Consider the following 17,479-nt stretch of genomic DNA (forward strand, 5'->3'; position numbering starts at 1 on the left):
ATCAATCGCAGACCTTTGCGGATTATCTTTTTTAATCCTGCACAGCTTGTTCTCAGTTTGGCAGGAGCCCATTTCTTCCAGAGTAACTTCCTACCCTTACTCGATTCACGGGAAGTATGGATGAATTTCGTTTCTTTATTCTTTTTCATCGCTTTTTTCTACCTTCTTAATAATTTCATTGTAGATATTGTCCTTTTTCTCCGTCCGGAAAAATACACAGTAGAAATCTGGGCGGAAAAAGGAAGAGGAGAGCTTTTCAGTTTCAGCATCTCGCTTCTATACGGTTTTCTCCTCTATTACCTGGGTGGGCAAAATCGGGGGGAAGTGGATATTTTCAGTTATTTTTTCTTCTTGTCCCCTTTGATCTTTCTTGCTATCATCAGTTCAATTATTCTTCGTTTACGCGCAGATAAACAACGATTGAAAGCATTGTTCCATTTTTCTTCCGAATTAAATAAAACAATTCCAGTTAAGGAATGGGAAGAAGATATTAAGCGGCTGCTGAGTGATGTCGTTTTCTATGAAGAAAGCTTTTTATTCACCAAAGATGATCAAACCGGGTGGAAACTCGCATTTTCACAAGGCAGTCGTCTCGATCTGCATGAAACCCTTAGATCCATGGATCTCGGAAAGTTGGAGAAAGTACGCTCTACACAGGTATTTAACAAACAAAACCTTGATGAGGCTCCCTTATCAGGTTGTTTTGATAAAAATATGCAGGCAGCAGTTTATGCTCCTCTTCTGTTGGATAATGAACTGATCGGCTGTCTGATCCTGACGAAAATCCGGACAAATAGTTTTGTCGTCGAAGATGTTCATTCCATTTCGACCATTTCAAATCAATTGGCCATTTTCCTGAAGACCCAACAGCTATTCAGTGAGAAAGAACAGCGAATTCTATTGGAGGAACGGAATCGAATCGCGCATGACATCCATGATGGAATTGCTCAAACTCTGGCCGGTGCAGTTATGAAATTCGACAGCGCTGCCCGAAAAATCCCGTCACACCCGGCGGATGCGCAGCAGATGATTAACGACAGCAATAGTACTTTGCGCGAAGGGCTGAAAGAGATAAGGGACTCCATTTACGCCCTTCGCCCCTACCCTACTGAAAGTCTGAGTTTGGATATGGCTATAAAGAAAAAGATAGACGAAATGAAAAAAGATACTAATAATGATGTTGATATTTCATTTGAAATGCGCGGAGTTCAAACGCGATTAAGCTTATTGACGGAAAAAGTAATCTATTCGATCACACAGGAAAGTATCCAGAACTGCATTAAACACGCACGTGCCTCTTCTTTGAATATTTTGCTCAGTTACCAAAAAGAGCAGATTTTCCTGAAAATCAAAGATGATGGGGTAGGATTTTCTTTATATGAGGCTATGACTAAGGCGATGAAGGAACCCCACTACGGTATTTTGCAAATGAATGAAGATGCAGCAAAAATCGGGGCTACCCTCCAAATTGAAAGCAGCGAAACAAAAGGCACTGAAATAATTGTAAGAATACCGAAAATGGGGTTCGAAGGGGGATAAAATAAATGATTCAAGTACTATTGGTAGATGATCATGCTATTTTACGGGATGGATTAAGAACACTCATTGCGCAAGAAGATGACATGGAAGTAACTGGTGAAGCAACAGGCAGTGAGCAATTGATGGATATGCTGCCAAATACCAATCCGGATATAATCATGATGGATATCAATATGCCGCATATGAATGGCATTGAATTGACCAAATGGGTAAAAAGCAAATATCCGGCGATTAAAATCATTGTTCTGACTATGTATAACAATGACGAATATTTCATGGCCGCAATTAGGGAAGGCGCTGACGGCTACTTATTGAAGGATTCACCTTCTAAGGATGTAATTGGAGCCATCCGCACTGTAATTGACGGAGAATCGGTAATTCCGCCGACTATGACCAAGAAACTGCTGTCGATGCATCAGCATGAAAATCAAACAGAAGATAATTCATTGACCCCGCGCGAGATGGAAGTTCTGTTGGCACTTGTAGAAGGGCTGTCCAATAAGGAAATTGCCTCCAAGCTTTACATAAGCGACAAAACTGTAAAAATCCATGTCAGCAATATTTTCAAAAAGTTTGATGTCAAGAGCCGCTCACAGGCGATTATTTTCGCAGTGCAAAATAACTTGGTTCCTTTAAGATAAAAATTCAGGCGTAGGCAACTACTACTTAAGCAGTAGTTGCCTACGCCTTTTTAAGCTCCTAAATTAGGTCTGTAGTTGAATGGCTTTATTGTCATGATAATGAAAGAATATAGAAGATCAACTATTCTGAAATTTGTAGGAGGAATTTTATGCAGAAGTTTTTAGTTCTTTTTAGTATCTTCACTTTAGCAATTGGCCTAGCTTTTAATCCATATTCTTTTAACCAAAAGTCTTCAGCTTCAACAGAGGGGGCCATAATCGATCCACGCCTTCAGCAAGTACTGGCAGACAGCCTGCTTCCTGTTGAAGTAATCATTACATTTGAAGATGTGGAACAGGCAGATTCAGCAAGCCTTCAGCTGCTGGAGGATATAGGAGTTTCAAATGGGGTAGTTTTTCAAAACCTTCCTTTTGTAGGTTCATTATTAACTGCCGACCAAGTTGAAAAAGTGGCAGCTTTGGAACAAGTTCAATCTATTTACTATAATGCCCCTTTGCAATATGATAACGAATCTTCTACTTCATTGACCGGTGTTGATCAAGTGCGTGAAGACGCGGACTTCCAAGCTGCAAACGGCGGCTTGCCGATCACCGGAGAGAATATTGGCGTTGTGATCAATGACAGTGGTGTCGACGGCACACATAAAGATCATGAACTCGGAAAGAACCTGGTTCAAAACGTTATGGCAAATATAAATTTGAACAGCACAGTCGGTCTCCTTCCAATCGCTTACCTTGAAAACGTTCCTAATACTGATTCCTCTTCTGGACACGGAACACATGTTACCGGAACAGTCGGCGGTACAGGCGCTATGTCAGGCGGTAAATATGAAGGAGTAGCACCGGGAGCCAACCTGATCGGTTATGGATCTGGAGCTGGGATAGCTATTATGGACACAATTGGCGGCTTTGATTACGCACTTACTCATCAAACAGAATATAATATTCGCGTCATCACGAATTCATGGGGTGACACGAGCGATTCCAATACTGATTTTGATCCAAACCACCCGATCAATATTGCGACCAAGAAACTCTATGAACGCGGTATCATTACTGTTTTCTCAGCCGGAAATTCTGGTCCTGGTGAATCTACCATTTCAGGAAATTATAAGAAAGCACCTTGGGTCGTTACAGTAGCAGCAGGCAATTCATCGATGGAGCTCGCTGATTTTTCTTCACGCGGCGTTAAAGATAAAGGTGGCACTGTAGTAATTGATGGTGAAACTTTCACATGGGCAGACCGTCCAACCGTTACTGCTCCAGGAGTTGATATCGTTTCAACGCGTGTGATCTCACCTTTATCAGCTTTAAGCGTTGAGAAGGATACATCAGGTATTTCACCTGCCCACCTTCCGTACTATACGACTTTCAGCGGGACGTCAATGGCTGCTCCCCATGTAGCCGGCATCATCGCTTTGATTCTCGAAGTGGATCCGACTCTTTCCCCTGCTGAGGTAAAAGCACTATTGCAGCAGAGCGCTACACCAATGCCAGGCTATGAAACATGGGAAGCCGGCGCAGGGTATGTAAATGCATACGAAGCGATTACATTATTAAAAACAGAAACAGTAACAACTTCGAAAAAAAATGCCAATAACTAAGTTTTCCCGCCCCTTTACCCGAAGGGGCGTTTTTTTATGCTACTCCTTTGGTAGTAAATCAGATAGTCCATGAGGGTGTAAAAAATAGACCCTTTGCTTAATAGGCAAAATATCGCTGGCAGATGATAATTAACTAGAAGTTTTCAAACTATTTGGAAAAGGAGAATGAGTAAATGAAAAGAATCCTGTTAATCGTCATGATGTTATTTCTTATCTTCCCGGCTTTCTCGTCCGTTAATGCAAACAACACAGTTTCTTCTACTGCAGCAGTGGTGGACGAAAAAGTTTGGTCGGTTCTCGGCAATGCCGAAGTTGCCCAGGTGATTGTTACCTTCCGGGGAGATGAGAAGCCCACAGAAGCTCAGCTGTCACTGTTGGAAGGATTAGGAATTGAATCCGCCATAAGTATGCAGAGCCTTCCGATTGTGGGCGCTGTTGCAACAAAGCAACAAATTGAACAACTTGCAAACAATGAACAAGTCCAATCCATTTATCTCAACGAAAAATTGGAATATTTCAATTCCGATGCCAACCTGATCACAGGCGTCGATAAAGCTCAGCAGGATGACTCATTCCGAAAACTGAACGGCGGCTTGCCGGTTTCCGGTGATGGCATCGGCGTTGTCGTCAACGACAGCGGAGTAGATGGCACTCATAAAGACCATGAACTCGGAAGAAATCTTGTTCAAAACGTTTTAGGTACTACGAACCTCCAAAGCATTACAGGTGTTCTTCCTGTTTCTTACACTGAAAATGTACCGAACACTGACACTAACTCCGGTCACGGTACGCATGTAGCAGGAACGGTCGGTGGTACTGGTGCACTTTCCGGCGGAAAATACGAAGGTGCTGCACCTGGCGCTGATCTGATTGGTTACGGTTCCGGCGGAGCTCTGTTCGTCCTTGATGGAATCGGCGGTTTCGATTACGCGGTTACGCATCAGAACGAATATAATATCCGCGTCATCACAAATTCGTGGGGCTCTTCAGGAGACTTTGATCCGAACCACCCGATCAACCTTGCGAGTAAAAAAGCTTATGACCGCGGAATCGTTGTTTTATTCGCCGCAGGCAATGCTGGTCCAGGTGAAAACACACATAACCCTTATGCGAAAGCTCCGTGGGTAATCTCAGTTGGAGCTGGTGAAAAAGACGGTACTCTTGCTGACTTCTCCTCTCGCGGAACAGAAGGGGTAGGCGGAACTTTTGAACTTCAAGGCAAAACATGGACATGGGCAGATGAGCCTTCGATTGTAGCTCCTGGAGTCGATATCATTTCAACAAGAACTGTGTCACCGCTTACAGCTCTTTCAGCGGATGCAGATGCTGCTACTATTGAACCCGCATACCTTCCTTACTACACAACTATGAGCGGAACTTCGATGGCAACGCCGCATGTGGCTGGAATCACTGCACTTCTGTTGGAAGTAGATCCAACGCTATCACCTGATGAAGTAAAAACTGTTCTTCAGCAAACAGCAACAAACATGCCTGGCTATGAATCATGGGAAGTCGGAGCAGGTTATGTGAATGCTTATGCAGCTATCGATGCAGTATTCAATACTAAAACATACGGTGAAACTTTAAACAGTGAAAAAGTTTTCAATGCAAATGTATCCGAAGAAACAACACGAGAGGCATTTTCTGTCGACTACACTGTTTCTGTAAGTAACCAGCACGCTTTTACTGTTGAAGAAGGTGTTTCTACAGTAAATGCAAAAGTGAATGCTGCCGGTCTTCTTGGAGAGACAGGAAATCCTGTGAATTTGGTGCTGATCGCTCCAGACGGCACTGAATACAGCTCAGGAATCAGCCTTTTATTCGCGACGACTTATGATCGTACTGTAATTGTAAATAATCCGCAGGCCGGCGAGTGGAAAGCTGAAGTGCGCGGCTTGCACGGTGATGCCCTTAATCCGATTGGTCTGGCAGTGCCGGAAACAGTCGAAGGGAATATTTCATTCACCAAGGTAAACGGAATTACAGGATTAACTGATGTAGCAGGTCATCCGGCAGAACCGGCAATCGCAATGGGCGTTAAAAACCGTCTATTCGATTCCAATGCAAAAGGCCAGTTCAGACCTGATGATAAACTGACCCGAGCGGATTTGGCCACTTACTTGGTAATGGGCGCTGAAATCCGCCAAAGCCTTCCGGCATCACCAAGCTTTACCGATACGGATTCTTCCGTTACTCCTTACGCTGAAGCAGTTACAGCCAAAGGAGCGGCCTTCCGTGATTACAGCCAAGTATCTGACGGTGTCATGAACACTAAAGACAACGGAACATTCAATCCGAAAGGCAACGTAACAAAAGCTGAACTTGCCTACTCATTAGTGCAAAGCCTTGGATTGCAAAAACAGGCCGAAGAATTCAGCGGTGACGTTACGGTTCAGTATAAAGATGAACGTGTCACCATTAAGGACCAGGACATTATTCCTGCCGAGTTAAAACCATACGTCCAGCTTGCCTTGGATTTGAATATTCTTAATGCCCAGTTCTCAGTCACTCAAGGAAAATATGACTTGGAACCTACTGTAGAAGCTGTCTTTAATCCCGGCGAACAAGTTCTTCGCGGAGACTTTGCTGTAGCATTCAGCCGCCATTATGAAGTATTCTTCACCAATTAATCGAAAAACCCGCAAACCTGCCAAAATCGGCTGGTTTGCGGGTTTTTTATTTTCTATAAAAGATCCTCTATCGCAGAAATTTCTTTATTTCAGCCTAATTCCTTTTGTATCCCCTTCACTACCTGCTCCAAATAGGACTCCCCGTGCGGCACGAGATCCGCCAATGTAATACTCTTTTGTGACGGTGTTTTCGCCGTGGCAAGTTCCCCTGCACTATCGATTCTTTCCGTGGCACCTATACATAAATCGGCAAAGTCCTGAAAATCGAATTTGAACATGCCTGCCACTTCTTCTTTCTGGAAGTGGTACGTTTCATCCAGATTCTGTGCCGCTTTATACAGATAGACATGGCATCGTTCATTGTCTTTGAAATTTTGCAGCGAAAGCTGATCTTTAATGATGCCGAGGGGAATCAGCTCTTCGAACTTCACCTCAATGCCCAGTTCTTCTTCGATTTCCCTGACACCGTCCATGACCGATTCGTGTGCAAGGATGTGTCCGGCTGCGCTGATATCAAGCAGGTCGGGGAAATCCTTTTTGTCGGGGCTGCGCAGTTGCAGGTGAATATAAGGGAGGCCATCCTCGATTTCCACGATCCAGCAATGGAAAGTCTCGTGCCACAGGCCTTTTCTATGTATTTCTTCACGCGTCGCGATTCCGATTGGCGTGCCATCTTCCTCGCAAGCTGTAATCATTTCCTCATCCATTCGTTTAAACCTCTTTTCTTTGCAGGAACAGAAAAGGCCTCAAGACGCAGAGGATTCTTCGAGACCCTTGAAGTATTCCAGCGATTCTTTTAACAGCGTTTTGTCATAACCGGTCTTTTCGTGAATTCTTTCCACCCATTCATCAATCGTTGAAAGTGGCGGATCTTCAACGAGTCCCTTGCTTGTGCTTAAAAAGCTTTTCCAATTACAGAATTCCCAGTGCGCAGTTTCATTTTCCCACGGCAAACGCACTTCCAACAATGGTTTCGGATACACATGGCTCTGCGAAAAATCCGCCGCTGCGAGGAATTCCTTCATCGACACAGGAAGGGTTGAATAAATTTGCGTTGAAAACTTGCCGTTCAGCCGGTGATAAACCACTTTAAAGGTATCCTTTTCCGGAAGCACCTGCACTTCTGCGCCAGGAAAAAAACCTGCCAATTTTTCATCCGTGTAAGCTACATCATCACCATCTATCAAAATCGGCTGCAGCCATTGGTCCCCCAGATCGCATAAGAACCTGCGCCCCTTGCGGTCGACAGCCATAACTGCAGCATGGTCATCACCTGTCCCAAGCTCGCTTCCGATCGGGTAAGCTTCAATCCCCGCTTCTTTAAATGCATCCAATAACCAGATGGCCAAGTCAAAGCAATTTCCTGTGACGCCGAATTCCTTATGATGCTGTTTCATGGCTTCAACATCTCTTTGTTTCCGGTTTGACTGTTTCGAATAGAGCCACGCCTTCGTCAGCGTTTCCATCGGAAAATCGTCGAATTTTCGCCATACGGCCAGTATCTCCTCTGGTGCTTTCATCTCTTCCACCCACCCTATTTTATTGTCTTCCTTTTTCGGTAAACTGTAAAAGCGATTATCCCGAATACAATAAATCCTGCCAGCGGCAAAAGCCATCCGTTGCGGCCTAGCAAATCCACTTCCTCTGTCGGTTCCTGCCCTTCTCCCAACACCGCAAAATCTCCTTGCGACTGGCTTAAAACAGCTGTCCGGTCACAAATGATGGTCGTTAGCTCATTTGCTCCGTACATCTCGGATTTCACTGCATACACCAGATATTCCTGTCCGGCACTGAAATTAATGCCGCAATCTCCGTCACCTTGACCAGTTTTTATTTTTATCTGTGAATGTGCGGGTCCTTTCCAGACCTGGGCAACTTGAAAAACAACAGATCGTGTCGCTGCTGAAAACAGCACCGGCTTTTCATCGACCAGAATCGCCTTTCCGCTGAATACTGCATCGGAGCGCTCCAATTCTTCCGCCACGCCAGGTGGTTCTATACACGAACAGGCACTGGCAGCAGCAGGCCAAGCCACAACCCCGGCAATCATTACAGCAATCATTAATAACAACAGTATATTTTTCATAGCCGACCGCCCTCTCCTGCAAATTGCAGCTTTATATCCTATTAGTAGCAATCCCTTCGAAAAGGTTTCACCAAAAAACTGCCGCAATGAGATTGTGGGCGGCAGCTGCTGTGCTTCAGCTATTCACTTACTGTCCATGGCTCTGACTTCTCCGGTTTCCACTAATTGCTTCAACCCTTCAAACATCTTGTCCCATCCTGCCTCCGACTCTTCGCTGTACTCTTTCATTGCGCTTTTGATGTCTTCAGGTCCCCAACTCTCTTCATGAGGCACTGTAATCTCCTGTTTAAAGGTCATTTCGCAAGCTTTTCCAACTGGCGAAACCCAGACGATGATCTGATCCTGTAAATTATTGAATTGAGGCATTTCAAAAGTAAATTCCAGCCGGTGAGGCGCATCGATTTCCAAATATTCACCCGTCGCGCGGTACTCCTCTCCTTCCCGCCGGTCAATAATCTCCCATTTCCCTCCCGCACGCAGATCATTTTTCGCAACCACATTCGTAGCCTCCGTCGTGAACAGCCATTTTTTCATCAGCTCCGGTTTGGTCCAGGCTTTGAATACGTCATTTGAATTCGCATTGATCCTCCGTGCCATCGTCAGTACAATTGTCGCTGTCTTTTTCATCTTTTCGCTCCTTTCTATATTAATTAACGGAATGTTCTTGTAATTTATTTTAACATACTTCCCTTTCAACTTTTCGGATATAAAAAAGCTGGCGCCGCGAAATTTCGCGGCGCCAGCTTCCTCTGCAATAATGCTCAATCTGCGTATGAACCTTTTCTTTGGCGGATCTGATAATAATTAAGATGTTTGAATAATTGCGATGACGTTTCCTGATCGATTGTAAAACCTACTCCGTATTCGACTCTGTCATTTCTCGTCGACTTTCTTACAATGGTGCCTTCAAGCAGAAATGCCTGTTCCAATATCTCAAAACTGCATTCCAGCCTTTCGCCCATCGGAATATTGACCGGCGAGTTAAATCTCATACCGTTTACACTGATATTGTCCACCACTATAGACATTGGAGCTTCCCCGAGGCGGGTGATTTTGCCATTGACCGATTCATGAAAAATTACACGGAAAAACTCGCGGCGATTTTCGCTCATTTCTTTCTCCCCTCAATCTTCTCTCTTCTTTAACCATGCAAAAGCAGGAAATTAAGCGGGAAGACCCTTTTTAACTTCAGACAAATCCTTTACATGTATAAATTAATCAGTAAGCCTTTGATTTCTCCGATTGACTGGAGCGTATCCAAGCCTTCCTTTTCATTATTTAACACTTCGTCCTGAAGTTCAATCAATTTTTTGTCAATGACTTCCACTATTTGATGATTTTTCATTCCGCCACCAGGAGAAAAGCTTTGTTTATCAGTTAATTGTATACCAAAACTTAGGGCTTCTCTCATAAATTCTTTCACAAGATTTTTATAATCCCGTAAATTTTCAAAGGTGCGCTGCTCCCCCAGCTTTTCTCCTTGGGCGTCGACGCGGCTCATCAATTGATGCAAGGCATCCAATTGCAATTTCGATTGCGACTTTTTCATGACATTGGCAAAAGAGTCGATCGATTTGCTTTCCACTGTGTTTTTCTGAATCCGGTCACCCGGTATTTTCGTCTGGCTTTCAATGCGCATAGCAATCACCCCATCTTACTTCTGATAGCTTTGTTTCTTTTTATACATATTGATGATCAATTCGATTTCACCGCGCTCTGCCGCAACCACTTTGGCAATTTGCACCGGTGAAAATCCTTGTTTATGCAATTGTTCAATTTTTTCATTTTCAGGCAGTTTGGGATCGATTTCCGGTTCTGCCGGTTTAGCCATTTTCTTTTGTTTCACCGTTTTGGTTTTGGGTGCAACTGGCAGCTTGTCCACTGATTCAACAACGATTCCATTGTCGCTTTTCAGTTCCAATTCGCGTATCCGTTTTTCCATACGGCTTTCTTTTTGGGCAATATGCTCCACTAATCGGTTATAGAGTTCATCATTTTCCTGCTCGAGATTCGCTACAAACTCTTCCATGCTCGAATTGACGGCTTCCCTGTCTTCGAGCATGATTTTGCGCTGTTTCTGGAATTGATTTAACGCTATAAACGATCGTATATTCACGGCTATCGCCAATAAAATAAGTAAAATCAGCAGCCATTCCATGGCCATCACCTGTCTTTCCGCAACTTGCACAACTTAATAATATTCATGGACCGAAAGCGTCGCCGAATGCAGCCGCAAAATTGCTTTTGAATGCAATTGGGAGACTCGGGAAACACTGACGCCGAGAACTTCTGCGATCTCCGTCAATTTCAAGTCTTCGAAATAGCACAGTGAAACGACGATCTTTTCCTTTTCAGGCAAGCGCCCGATCGCTGCAGTGAGCGCTTCCTTGATGGTCCGTTCATAGAGACGGCGTTCAGGAGACCCTGCTTCACCGTTTCCGATCATACTGTATTTACCTACCTGATTATTGTCCTCACCAGGATTTTCATCCATCGAAATCATCGTTGATAACGCCGCTTCCGATACAGTTTTATTGAGCTCTGCTTTTGTGATGCCAAGGTATTTACTGACTTCTGCATCTGTGACGGAATGGTTGTTTTCCTGTTCAAGAACCGCATAAGCCTTTTCGATTTTCTTCACCTTTTCGCGGACAGAACGCGGCAGCCAGTCATTATGGCGCAAGCCATCGATGATCGCGCCTTTGATTCTCCATGCTGCATAGGTTTCGAACTTCAGGTCCCGCTCCAGGTTGAATTTATCAAATGCGTCCAGAAGCCCTTCAAAAGCCAGACTGCGTATATCATCTTTGTCCACTGTTTTCGGCAGGCTTATCATGAAACGCTGGGTCACATAATCGACCAGCGGCATATAGCGTTCGACCAGGTAATTTCCGGCTTCAGGATCACGTCCCTGCTGCCAGCCTTCCCAGTGTTCCAGTTCCTCTTTTGATAATTTATCATTCAACAAGCGTTTCACCACCATTCATTTGATACCGGGGCACGTCTATTTAAACAGCATTTTCAGCAGGAATCCTTTGATGCCCAGCTTATAAGGTACAGGCAAGTCGAGAAATTCGCCTGTCACTTTTCTCATTGCCTGAGAAGCGTATGTGTTTGGGAATGCCAGCAGAAACGGCACTTGTTTCTTAACAGCCGCCGGTATATTCGAGTCACTTGGAATATAACCCAATGTGCCGATTTCTTTTTCGAGAAATTGCTGCGTCACCTGGCGGAAATTATCCGCCGTCTGTTTACCTTCTTTTTCAGTCGTGCATTGGTTGACGATCAATTTCATATGGACATTCGGATCTTTTACATGAACCATCTTTACAATGGAATAAGCATCGGTGATTGATGTCGGTTCTGGTGTCGTAACAAGAATCACGTCGTCTGCCGCCAGGATAAAGCGGAGGTTTTCATCCGATAATCCAGCACCGGTATCGAGGATCACGTAATCGACATGTCCTTGGATTTCGCTGAGTTCGTCAAAGAATTTCTTCATCTTCGCTTCATCCAGTTTGAACATTTCGTTGAATCCGGTCCCTCCGGAAATGAACAATAAACCATTCGGTCCTTCTTCAATGATGTCCCAAATCGATAAATCTTTTTCGACCATCGTCGCAATCGATTCTTCAGGTGACCGGCCAAGCAGCACATCGACATTGGCAAAGCCTAAATCGACGTCGAATATCAGGACTTTCCGGTTCTGCTCAACAAGGCTCAAAGCGAAATTCAAGGCAAAATTCGACTTTCCGACGCCGCCTTTGCCGCTTGTTACGGCAATTATGCGCGTTTGCTTGCGTTCTTTTTTCGGTTTTTTCTGCATCATTTTTTCCCGCAATTGTTTTGCCTGATCAATCATTGTCATCTTCCCCTAGCACAAAGTTTGCGATCAACTCAGGAGTTGCCGTTAATATATCATCTGGAACATTTTGGCCATTGGCAATATAAGTAACGGGAATCGAATAATGATAGATCAGATTCAAAATCGCGCCAGATGAGCTTGTCTCGTCTTGTTTGGTCAACAGCAACTGGTCCATTTTGATAGTCTGGAAATTGTCGATGATTTTTTTCATATCTTCGTATTTGGAAGTCAGGCTCAATACCAGATTGATCTGGATTTTATTCTTGTCAGCCAACAGTGCTTCAAGATCGTCGATGTATTGTTTCTGCTGGTAATTGCGGCCTGCCGTATCCATCAGGATGATATCGCATGCAGCCAGTTCAACCATTGCGCGGTTCAAGTCTTCAGCTGAATCAACCACTTGGATCGGAATGTTCAATATGCCTGCGTATGTTTTCAATTGCTCCACTGCAGCAATCCGGTATGTATCGGATGTAATCAAGCCGACTTTTTTGCCTTCACGCAACAGCAGGTCAGCCGCAATTTTCGCAATCGTCGTTGTTTTGCCGACGCCGGTCGGTCCGATGAAACAAATGATTTCCGGATCCTTCACAACCGGTTTCTGCTGATGCAAAGCGATCAGGCGGATGATTTCCGTCTTGGCCATTCTGTGGATCTGTGCAGTGGAGATATCCGGTTGCTGGCCAATTGTCAGCATCATCTTCGCCAGGATTTCCGACTGGATTTCCTTCGTCACTTCCTGGCTGTTCAAACGCTGATTCAACGGTTTCAAAGAAGCCGGCAAATGCTCTTCCTGCATGGATTGCATCATGAATTGCTTGATGCCTTTCAATTCATTGATCAAGTCTCCCGTTAAGTGATTGTTTGAAGCTTCCGGCGCGGCAACTGTATTGTGCTGGACCGGTACGGAGGCTTTCTGGGAATCCGATGCAGCTTCCTGCTGTTCATTGCTCGCTGCTTTCTTCTTCTTCGGCTGCGCTTCTACAGCGGCTGTGACTTCGAGTCTTTCTTTCTGGAAAAACCCGATAAAGCCGCCTGTCTTCACTTTTTTCGTATTCAGGATTAAAGCGTCAGCCCCCAAATCCCGTTTGATCATCGGCAAAGCTTCACTGACATTCTGGACGATATATGTTTTTAATCTCATCAGACATTTACTCCTCCACTGATATTGACGACGCCGACGCTTTGAATCTCAATGTTCGGTTCGAGTTCGTTATAGGACAGGACCGGAAGATCCGGTGCAAAACCTTCGATAAACTGACGCATATAGATGCGGATGGCTGGTGATGTCAGCAAAATCGGCTGGACGCCGGTCTGCTGCAATTGCGCAGCCTGCTCGGATATTTTCTGGAATATGAGCTGGGACGTTTCCGGATCGATCGACAAGTAATTGCCTTGATCTGAACGGTGCACCGACTCGGCGAATTTCTTCTCGACGCTCGCTCCTGCTGTGATAACTTTCAGGGCTTCATTCTGCGGAGCATATTGCAATGTAATCTGACGGGACAGCGAACGTCTCACATATTCTGTCAGAACATCTGTATCTTTTGTTTGCGATGAATAGTCGGCCAGCGTTTCGAGAATGATAAGCAAGTTGCGGATGGAAACTTTCTCTTTCAGGAGTTTCATCAGCACTTTCTGCACTTCTCCGATGGTCATTAAGTTTGGAATCAATTCTTCAACAACTGCCGGACTTGCTTCACGCATATTTTCAATCAGCGACTTCACTTCCTGTCGCCCGATCAATTCATGTGCGTGGCGCTTGATGACTTCTGTCAGATGCGTTGACACGACAGAAGGAGGATCGACGATGGCGTATCCGGCCATCTCAGCGTCTTCTTTCATGCTGTCATTGACCCATAGTGCAGGCATGCCAAACGCCGGTTCAATCGTTTCAATGCCTTCAATGCTGTCATCATCAATCCCAGGGCTCATGGCCAAATAATGGTCGAGCATAATTTCACCCGCTGCAACGCGGTTTCCTTTGATCTTGATGATGTATTCGTTTGGACGGAGCTGGATATTATCGCGTATGCGGATAACCGGCACCACAATTCCAAGCTCCATCGCCAATTGCCGGCGGATCATGATGACCCGGTCGAGCAGATCACCGCCCTGATTTTTATCCGCTATCGGGATTAACCCATAGCCGAATTCAAACTCAATGGCATCAACATGAAGAAGGTCGATGACGCTTTCCGGACTCTTCATGGCTTCAATTTCTTTGCCGTCTCCGGAAACGGCTTCTTTTTCGGATTTCTCTTCTTCGTTCAACGCTTTCTGCATTCTATATGCAGCGAATGCGATAACCCCTGCCACCGGCAAAATCAAGAAAGGATTGATTGGTGTCAGGAAAGCGATCATCATCAATGTGCCCGCTACGACATACATCATTTTCGGATAAGCAAAAAGCTGCTTGATGATATCCGATCCAAGGTTGCCGTCAGAAACAGCGCGTGTTACAACAATACCCATAGCAGTTGAGATTAACAGCGCCGGTATCTGACTCACAAGACCATCCCCGATGGACAGGAGTGTGAACAAGCTGGCTGCTTCGCCGACCGGCAGTCCGTGGACCATAACCCCGATCAGCAATCCGCCGATGATATTGATGATTGTAATGATAATCCCGGCAATAGCGTCCCCTTTTACGAATTTACTGGCACCATCCATGGCACCGTAGAAATCCGCTTCCTGGCTGACTTTTTCCCGGCGGTTTTTCGCTTCCATATCCGAAATCATGCCTGCGCCAAGATCGGCGTCGATACTCATCTGTTTACCGGGCATCGAATCGAGTGTAAAACGGGCGGCAACTTCCGCGACCCGTTCCGAACCTTTCGTAATAACAAGGAATTGAATAATGACAAGAATCAGGAACACCAGAATACCAATGATGGCACTGCCTCCGACTACGAATGAACCGAACGTCTCGATCACTTCACCACCGGTTTGATTGGTCAAAATCGATCGTGTCGTCGAAACATTCAAGCCAAGACGGAACAGCGTCGTCAACAACAGCAATGTCGGGAAAATCGAGAATTGCAGCGCTTCTTTCGTATTCATTGCCACCAGCAGGATTGTCATGGCTAGGCTGATATTTATGAGGATCAATATATCGAGTAATAATGGCGGCAACGGAATGACCATCATGACGACGATCATAAGTATGGATACTAAGACTGCATAATCTCTGATTTTCAAGTTATTTCCCATCTCCTATTGCTTTCGTGAATGTTTAACTGATCTTGCCCTTCAAACGGTAGATATATGCCAACACCTCGGCTACGGCCATGAAGAGATCTTCCGGCACGTAGTCGCCCACTTCCACTTGTGCGTACAATGCGCGGGCGAGCGGTTTATTTTCCATAATCACAATATCAAGTTCTTTCGCTTTTTCTTTAATTTTCAGTGCCAGATGATCTTTCCCCATCGCAATGACCTGCGGGGCTTCCATAGTCTCGGCATCATATTTGATTGCGATCGCGTAATGCGTCGGGTTTGTAATAAGGACATCCGCATTCGGCAAATCCTGGATCATCCGGTTCATGCTCATCTGCCGTTGTTTTTCTTTGATCTTTTGCTTGATGAGCGGGTCGCCTTCCGACTTTTTGTATTCATCTTTAATGTCCTGTTTCGACATCTTTATTCCTTTTTCAAACTCGTATTTCTGATACATATAATCCAGCACCGCCAGACACAAGAGGATGATCGAAGCGGTCAATCCCAGTTTGACGACCAGCCCGCCGACAAAACTCAAGGCATGCGGCACACTTTGCTGGGACAATAAAAACAATTCTTCTTTCGACGCCCATAACACAAGGAATGCCGCCGTTCCGATGATAGCGATTTTAAGTAAAGATTTTGCCAGTTCCACGAGGGCACGCACCGAGAAAATCCTTTTTGCGCCTTTGATTGGATCGATTCGTTCAAGTTTCGCCATCAATGGGTCTGTTGAGAAAATCGGGCCAATTTGTATGTAGTTTCCGAAAAAGCCAAAAATCATGCCGATCAACGCCATAGGGACCATGATTTTCAATCCTTCAAACGCCATCTGTTCGAGCAGGGTCCGCGTGGAAGCGGGTGTCAGATCCCAGTTAAAGAATTGCGTCAGGTTGATGCGGAACATCGCAAGAATCTGGTCAAGCATCCAACCACCGGTGAAGTAAAGCAACAGGACGCCGCCGAGCATAATCATGGCTGCAGCGACTTCCGGACTTTTTGCGACCTGTCCTTTGCGTTTCGACTCCTGCCTTTTCTGCGGTGTCGCTTTTTCTGTTTTCTCACCTGCGAAAAATTGAAGATCGAGAACCAATCGTTTCTGCACTTATGTCCCTCCCATTATCTTGACCAATTGCGCCATGCTCATCATGATTTTTTCAAATAGAAATTGCAGAAGATAAAAGAAGATGGGCATTGTCAGCAATAACAGGACAAAGCCGGTGAAAATCTTAACTGGAAAACCGACTGCAAAAATATTTAATTGCGGTACAGTTTTCGCTAATATTCCGAGAGCTACATCCACTAGGAACAGGGCGCCGACAATCGGCAAAGCAATTTGCAAAGCAATGGTAAACATTTGGACGAATAATGCCGATATAAAGGATGAAAGGTCTCCTGCTTCAAAAGCGAAGGCGGTTGTTTCTACCGGAAACAGCCTCAGACTGTGCATCACACCATCAAGCAGCATGTGATGGCCGTTTACCGTCAGCATGAAAAGAAGCGCCATCATGTATTTAAAGTGACCGATGATCGGCACCTGCGCGCCGGTTTGCGGATCAATGACGTTGGCAATAGCGAAGCCCATCTGAAAATCGATGAACGCTCCGGCAACCTGCACCGCATACAACAGCAGCGCCGCTGTAAACCCGAGCGCCAGACCAACTCCGATTTCCTTTATGACCATTAACGTGTAATAGACGTCCAGGACAATCGGCTCTTCAGCCGGCAGAGTGGAAACGGCTATCAGCGCAATGAACACGCCGAGACCGATCTTGAATTGGTTCGGCATACCTTTCATCGAGAAAATCGGTGCAATCAGAAAGAAACTCGTGAACCGGATAAGTACTAATAAAAAATATGGCAAAACTTCTAAAATAGAATTCATTGCAAGCTCC

Annotated in this window: 17 protein-coding genes; 4 read left to right on the forward strand and 13 right to left on the reverse strand. The window is 45.1% G+C overall.

Annotation, left to right across the window (positions count from 1 at the left end; translation table 11 throughout):
• Positions 1-120 precede the first annotated feature (120 nt).
• The 4 genes from DP120_RS14055 (at position 121) to DP120_RS14070 (ending at position 6,414) form a co-directional block, all read left to right on the forward strand.
• Positions 121-1,539 carry a sensor histidine kinase gene (locus tag DP120_RS14055; protein WP_240612022.1) on the forward strand — a complete coding sequence of 473 codons (1,419 nt, stop codon included), beginning with the start codon at positions 121-123 and terminating at the stop codon, positions 1,537-1,539.
• Positions 1,540-1,544: 5 nt separating this feature from the next.
• Positions 1,545-2,180 (forward strand): response regulator, encoded by a 636-nt coding sequence (locus DP120_RS14060; RefSeq protein WP_112224302.1) that lies wholly within the window; start codon positions 1,545-1,547, stop codon positions 2,178-2,180.
• A 149-nt stretch (positions 2,181-2,329) separates the two neighbouring features.
• Positions 2,330-3,784, forward strand: a complete 1,455-nt coding sequence (locus DP120_RS14065; protein ID WP_112224303.1) for a S8 family serine peptidase — start codon at positions 2,330-2,332, stop codon at positions 3,782-3,784.
• 173 nt (positions 3,785-3,957) lie between these two features.
• Positions 3,958-6,414 carry a S8 family serine peptidase gene (locus DP120_RS14070; protein WP_112224304.1) on the forward strand — a complete coding sequence of 819 codons (2,457 nt, stop codon included), beginning with the start codon at positions 3,958-3,960 and terminating at the stop codon, positions 6,412-6,414.
• A gap of 89 nt (positions 6,415-6,503) precedes the next feature.
• On the opposite strand, the gene DP120_RS14075 is transcribed toward DP120_RS14070, so the two are convergent.
• The 13 genes from DP120_RS14075 to fliR all read right to left on the reverse strand — a co-directional run bounded on the left by DP120_RS14075 (position 6,504) and on the right by fliR (position 17,469).
• Positions 6,504-7,121, reverse strand: a complete 618-nt coding sequence (locus DP120_RS14075; protein WP_112224305.1) for an NUDIX hydrolase — start codon at positions 7,119-7,121, stop codon at positions 6,504-6,506.
• Positions 7,122-7,160: 39 nt separating this feature from the next.
• Positions 7,161-7,934, reverse strand: a complete 774-nt coding sequence (locus tag DP120_RS14080) for a hypothetical protein (RefSeq protein ID WP_112224306.1) — start codon at positions 7,932-7,934, stop codon at positions 7,161-7,163.
• 14 nt (positions 7,935-7,948) lie between these two features.
• A complete protein-coding gene (locus tag DP120_RS14085) occupies positions 7,949-8,500 on the reverse strand; it encodes a hypothetical protein (RefSeq protein ID WP_112224307.1) in 552 nt (183 codons plus the stop codon).
• 123 nt (positions 8,501-8,623) lie between these two features.
• Positions 8,624-9,127 (reverse strand): SRPBCC family protein, encoded by a 504-nt coding sequence (locus DP120_RS14090; RefSeq protein WP_112224386.1) that lies wholly within the window; start codon positions 9,125-9,127, stop codon positions 8,624-8,626.
• Positions 9,128-9,261: 134 nt separating this feature from the next.
• Entirely contained in the window at positions 9,262-9,612 is a 351-nt protein-coding gene (locus DP120_RS14095) for a PilZ domain-containing protein (RefSeq protein WP_112224308.1), read from the reverse strand.
• Positions 9,613-9,701: 89 nt separating this feature from the next.
• Complete coding sequence (locus tag DP120_RS14100) at positions 9,702-10,139, reverse strand: YaaR family protein (protein ID WP_112224309.1); 438 nt, start codon at positions 10,137-10,139, stop codon at positions 9,702-9,704.
• 15 nt (positions 10,140-10,154) lie between these two features.
• Positions 10,155-10,664: a DUF6115 domain-containing protein gene (locus DP120_RS14105; RefSeq protein WP_233786015.1), complete on the reverse strand. Its 510-nt coding sequence runs from the start codon at positions 10,662-10,664 to the stop codon at positions 10,155-10,157.
• Positions 10,665-10,691: 27 nt separating this feature from the next.
• On the reverse strand, positions 10,692-11,468 hold the full coding sequence (locus DP120_RS14110; RefSeq protein WP_112224310.1) for a FliA/WhiG family RNA polymerase sigma factor: 777 nt from the start codon (positions 11,466-11,468) through the stop codon (positions 10,692-10,694).
• 36 nt (positions 11,469-11,504) lie between these two features.
• Complete coding sequence (locus DP120_RS14115) at positions 11,505-12,362, reverse strand: MinD/ParA family protein (protein WP_112224311.1); 858 nt, start codon at positions 12,360-12,362, stop codon at positions 11,505-11,507.
• On the reverse strand, positions 12,355-13,509 hold the full coding sequence (gene flhF, locus DP120_RS14120; protein WP_112224312.1) for a flagellar biosynthesis GTPase FlhF: 1,155 nt from the start codon (positions 13,507-13,509) through the stop codon (positions 12,355-12,357). The genes DP120_RS14115 and flhF overlap by 8 nt, the downstream gene beginning before the upstream one ends.
• Positions 13,509-15,566 carry a flagellar biosynthesis protein FlhA gene (gene flhA, locus DP120_RS14125; protein WP_112224313.1) on the reverse strand — a complete coding sequence of 686 codons (2,058 nt, stop codon included), beginning with the start codon at positions 15,564-15,566 and terminating at the stop codon, positions 13,509-13,511. Before flhA ends, flhF begins: the two co-directional genes overlap by 1 nt.
• A 34-nt stretch (positions 15,567-15,600) precedes the next feature.
• The gene (gene flhB / locus DP120_RS14130; protein WP_112224314.1) at positions 15,601-16,689 is read right to left on the reverse strand and encodes a flagellar biosynthesis protein FlhB; all 1,089 of its coding nucleotides are present in this window, start codon (positions 16,687-16,689) and stop codon (positions 15,601-15,603) included.
• Positions 16,690-17,469 (reverse strand): flagellar biosynthetic protein FliR, encoded by a 780-nt coding sequence (fliR, locus tag DP120_RS14135; protein WP_112224315.1) that lies wholly within the window; start codon positions 17,467-17,469, stop codon positions 16,690-16,692.
• Between the last annotated feature and the right edge of the window lie 10 nt (positions 17,470-17,479).

Origin of the sequence: Planococcus halotolerans (genome assembly GCF_003289955.1) — a bacterium.
GTDB classification, from domain to species: Bacteria; Bacillota; Bacilli; order Bacillales_A; family Planococcaceae; genus Planococcus; species Planococcus halotolerans.

What these genes read in the sequence shown, in the direction of transcription:
- DP120_RS14075 (WP_112224305.1), bottom strand. Translation starts at nt 7,121, where the DNA reads ATGGATGAGGAAATGATTACAGCTTGCGAGGAAGATGGCACGCCAATC.
- DP120_RS14080 (WP_112224306.1), bottom strand. Translation starts at nt 7,934, where the DNA reads ATGAAAGCACCAGAGGAGATACTGGCCGTATGGCGAAAATTCGACGAT.
- DP120_RS14065 (WP_112224303.1), top strand. Translation starts at nt 2,330, where the DNA reads ATGCAGAAGTTTTTAGTTCTTTTTAGTATCTTCACTTTAGCAATTGGC.
- DP120_RS14060 (WP_112224302.1), top strand. Translation starts at nt 1,545, where the DNA reads ATGATTCAAGTACTATTGGTAGATGATCATGCTATTTTACGGGATGGA.
- DP120_RS14055 (WP_240612022.1), top strand. Translation starts at nt 121, where the DNA reads ATGAATTTCGTTTCTTTATTCTTTTTCATCGCTTTTTTCTACCTTCTT.
- flhF (WP_112224312.1), bottom strand. Translation starts at nt 13,509, where the DNA reads ATGAGATTAAAAACATATATCGTCCAGAATGTCAGTGAAGCTTTGCCG.
- DP120_RS14085 (WP_112224307.1), bottom strand. Translation starts at nt 8,500, where the DNA reads ATGAAAAATATACTGTTGTTATTAATGATTGCTGTAATGATTGCCGGG.
- DP120_RS14115 (WP_112224311.1), bottom strand. Translation starts at nt 12,362, where the DNA reads ATGATTGATCAGGCAAAACAATTGCGGGAAAAAATGATGCAGAAAAAA.
- DP120_RS14095 (WP_112224308.1), bottom strand. Translation starts at nt 9,612, where the DNA reads ATGAGCGAAAATCGCCGCGAGTTTTTCCGTGTAATTTTTCATGAATCG.
- DP120_RS14090 (WP_112224386.1), bottom strand. Translation starts at nt 9,127, where the DNA reads ATGAAAAAGACAGCGACAATTGTACTGACGATGGCACGGAGGATCAAT.
- fliR (WP_112224315.1), bottom strand. Translation starts at nt 17,469, where the DNA reads ATGAATTCTATTTTAGAAGTTTTGCCATATTTTTTATTAGTACTTATC.
- DP120_RS14105 (WP_233786015.1), bottom strand. Translation starts at nt 10,664, where the DNA reads ATGGCCATGGAATGGCTGCTGATTTTACTTATTTTATTGGCGATAGCC.
- DP120_RS14070 (WP_112224304.1), top strand. Translation starts at nt 3,958, where the DNA reads ATGAAAAGAATCCTGTTAATCGTCATGATGTTATTTCTTATCTTCCCG.
- DP120_RS14100 (WP_112224309.1), bottom strand. Translation starts at nt 10,139, where the DNA reads ATGCGCATTGAAAGCCAGACGAAAATACCGGGTGACCGGATTCAGAAA.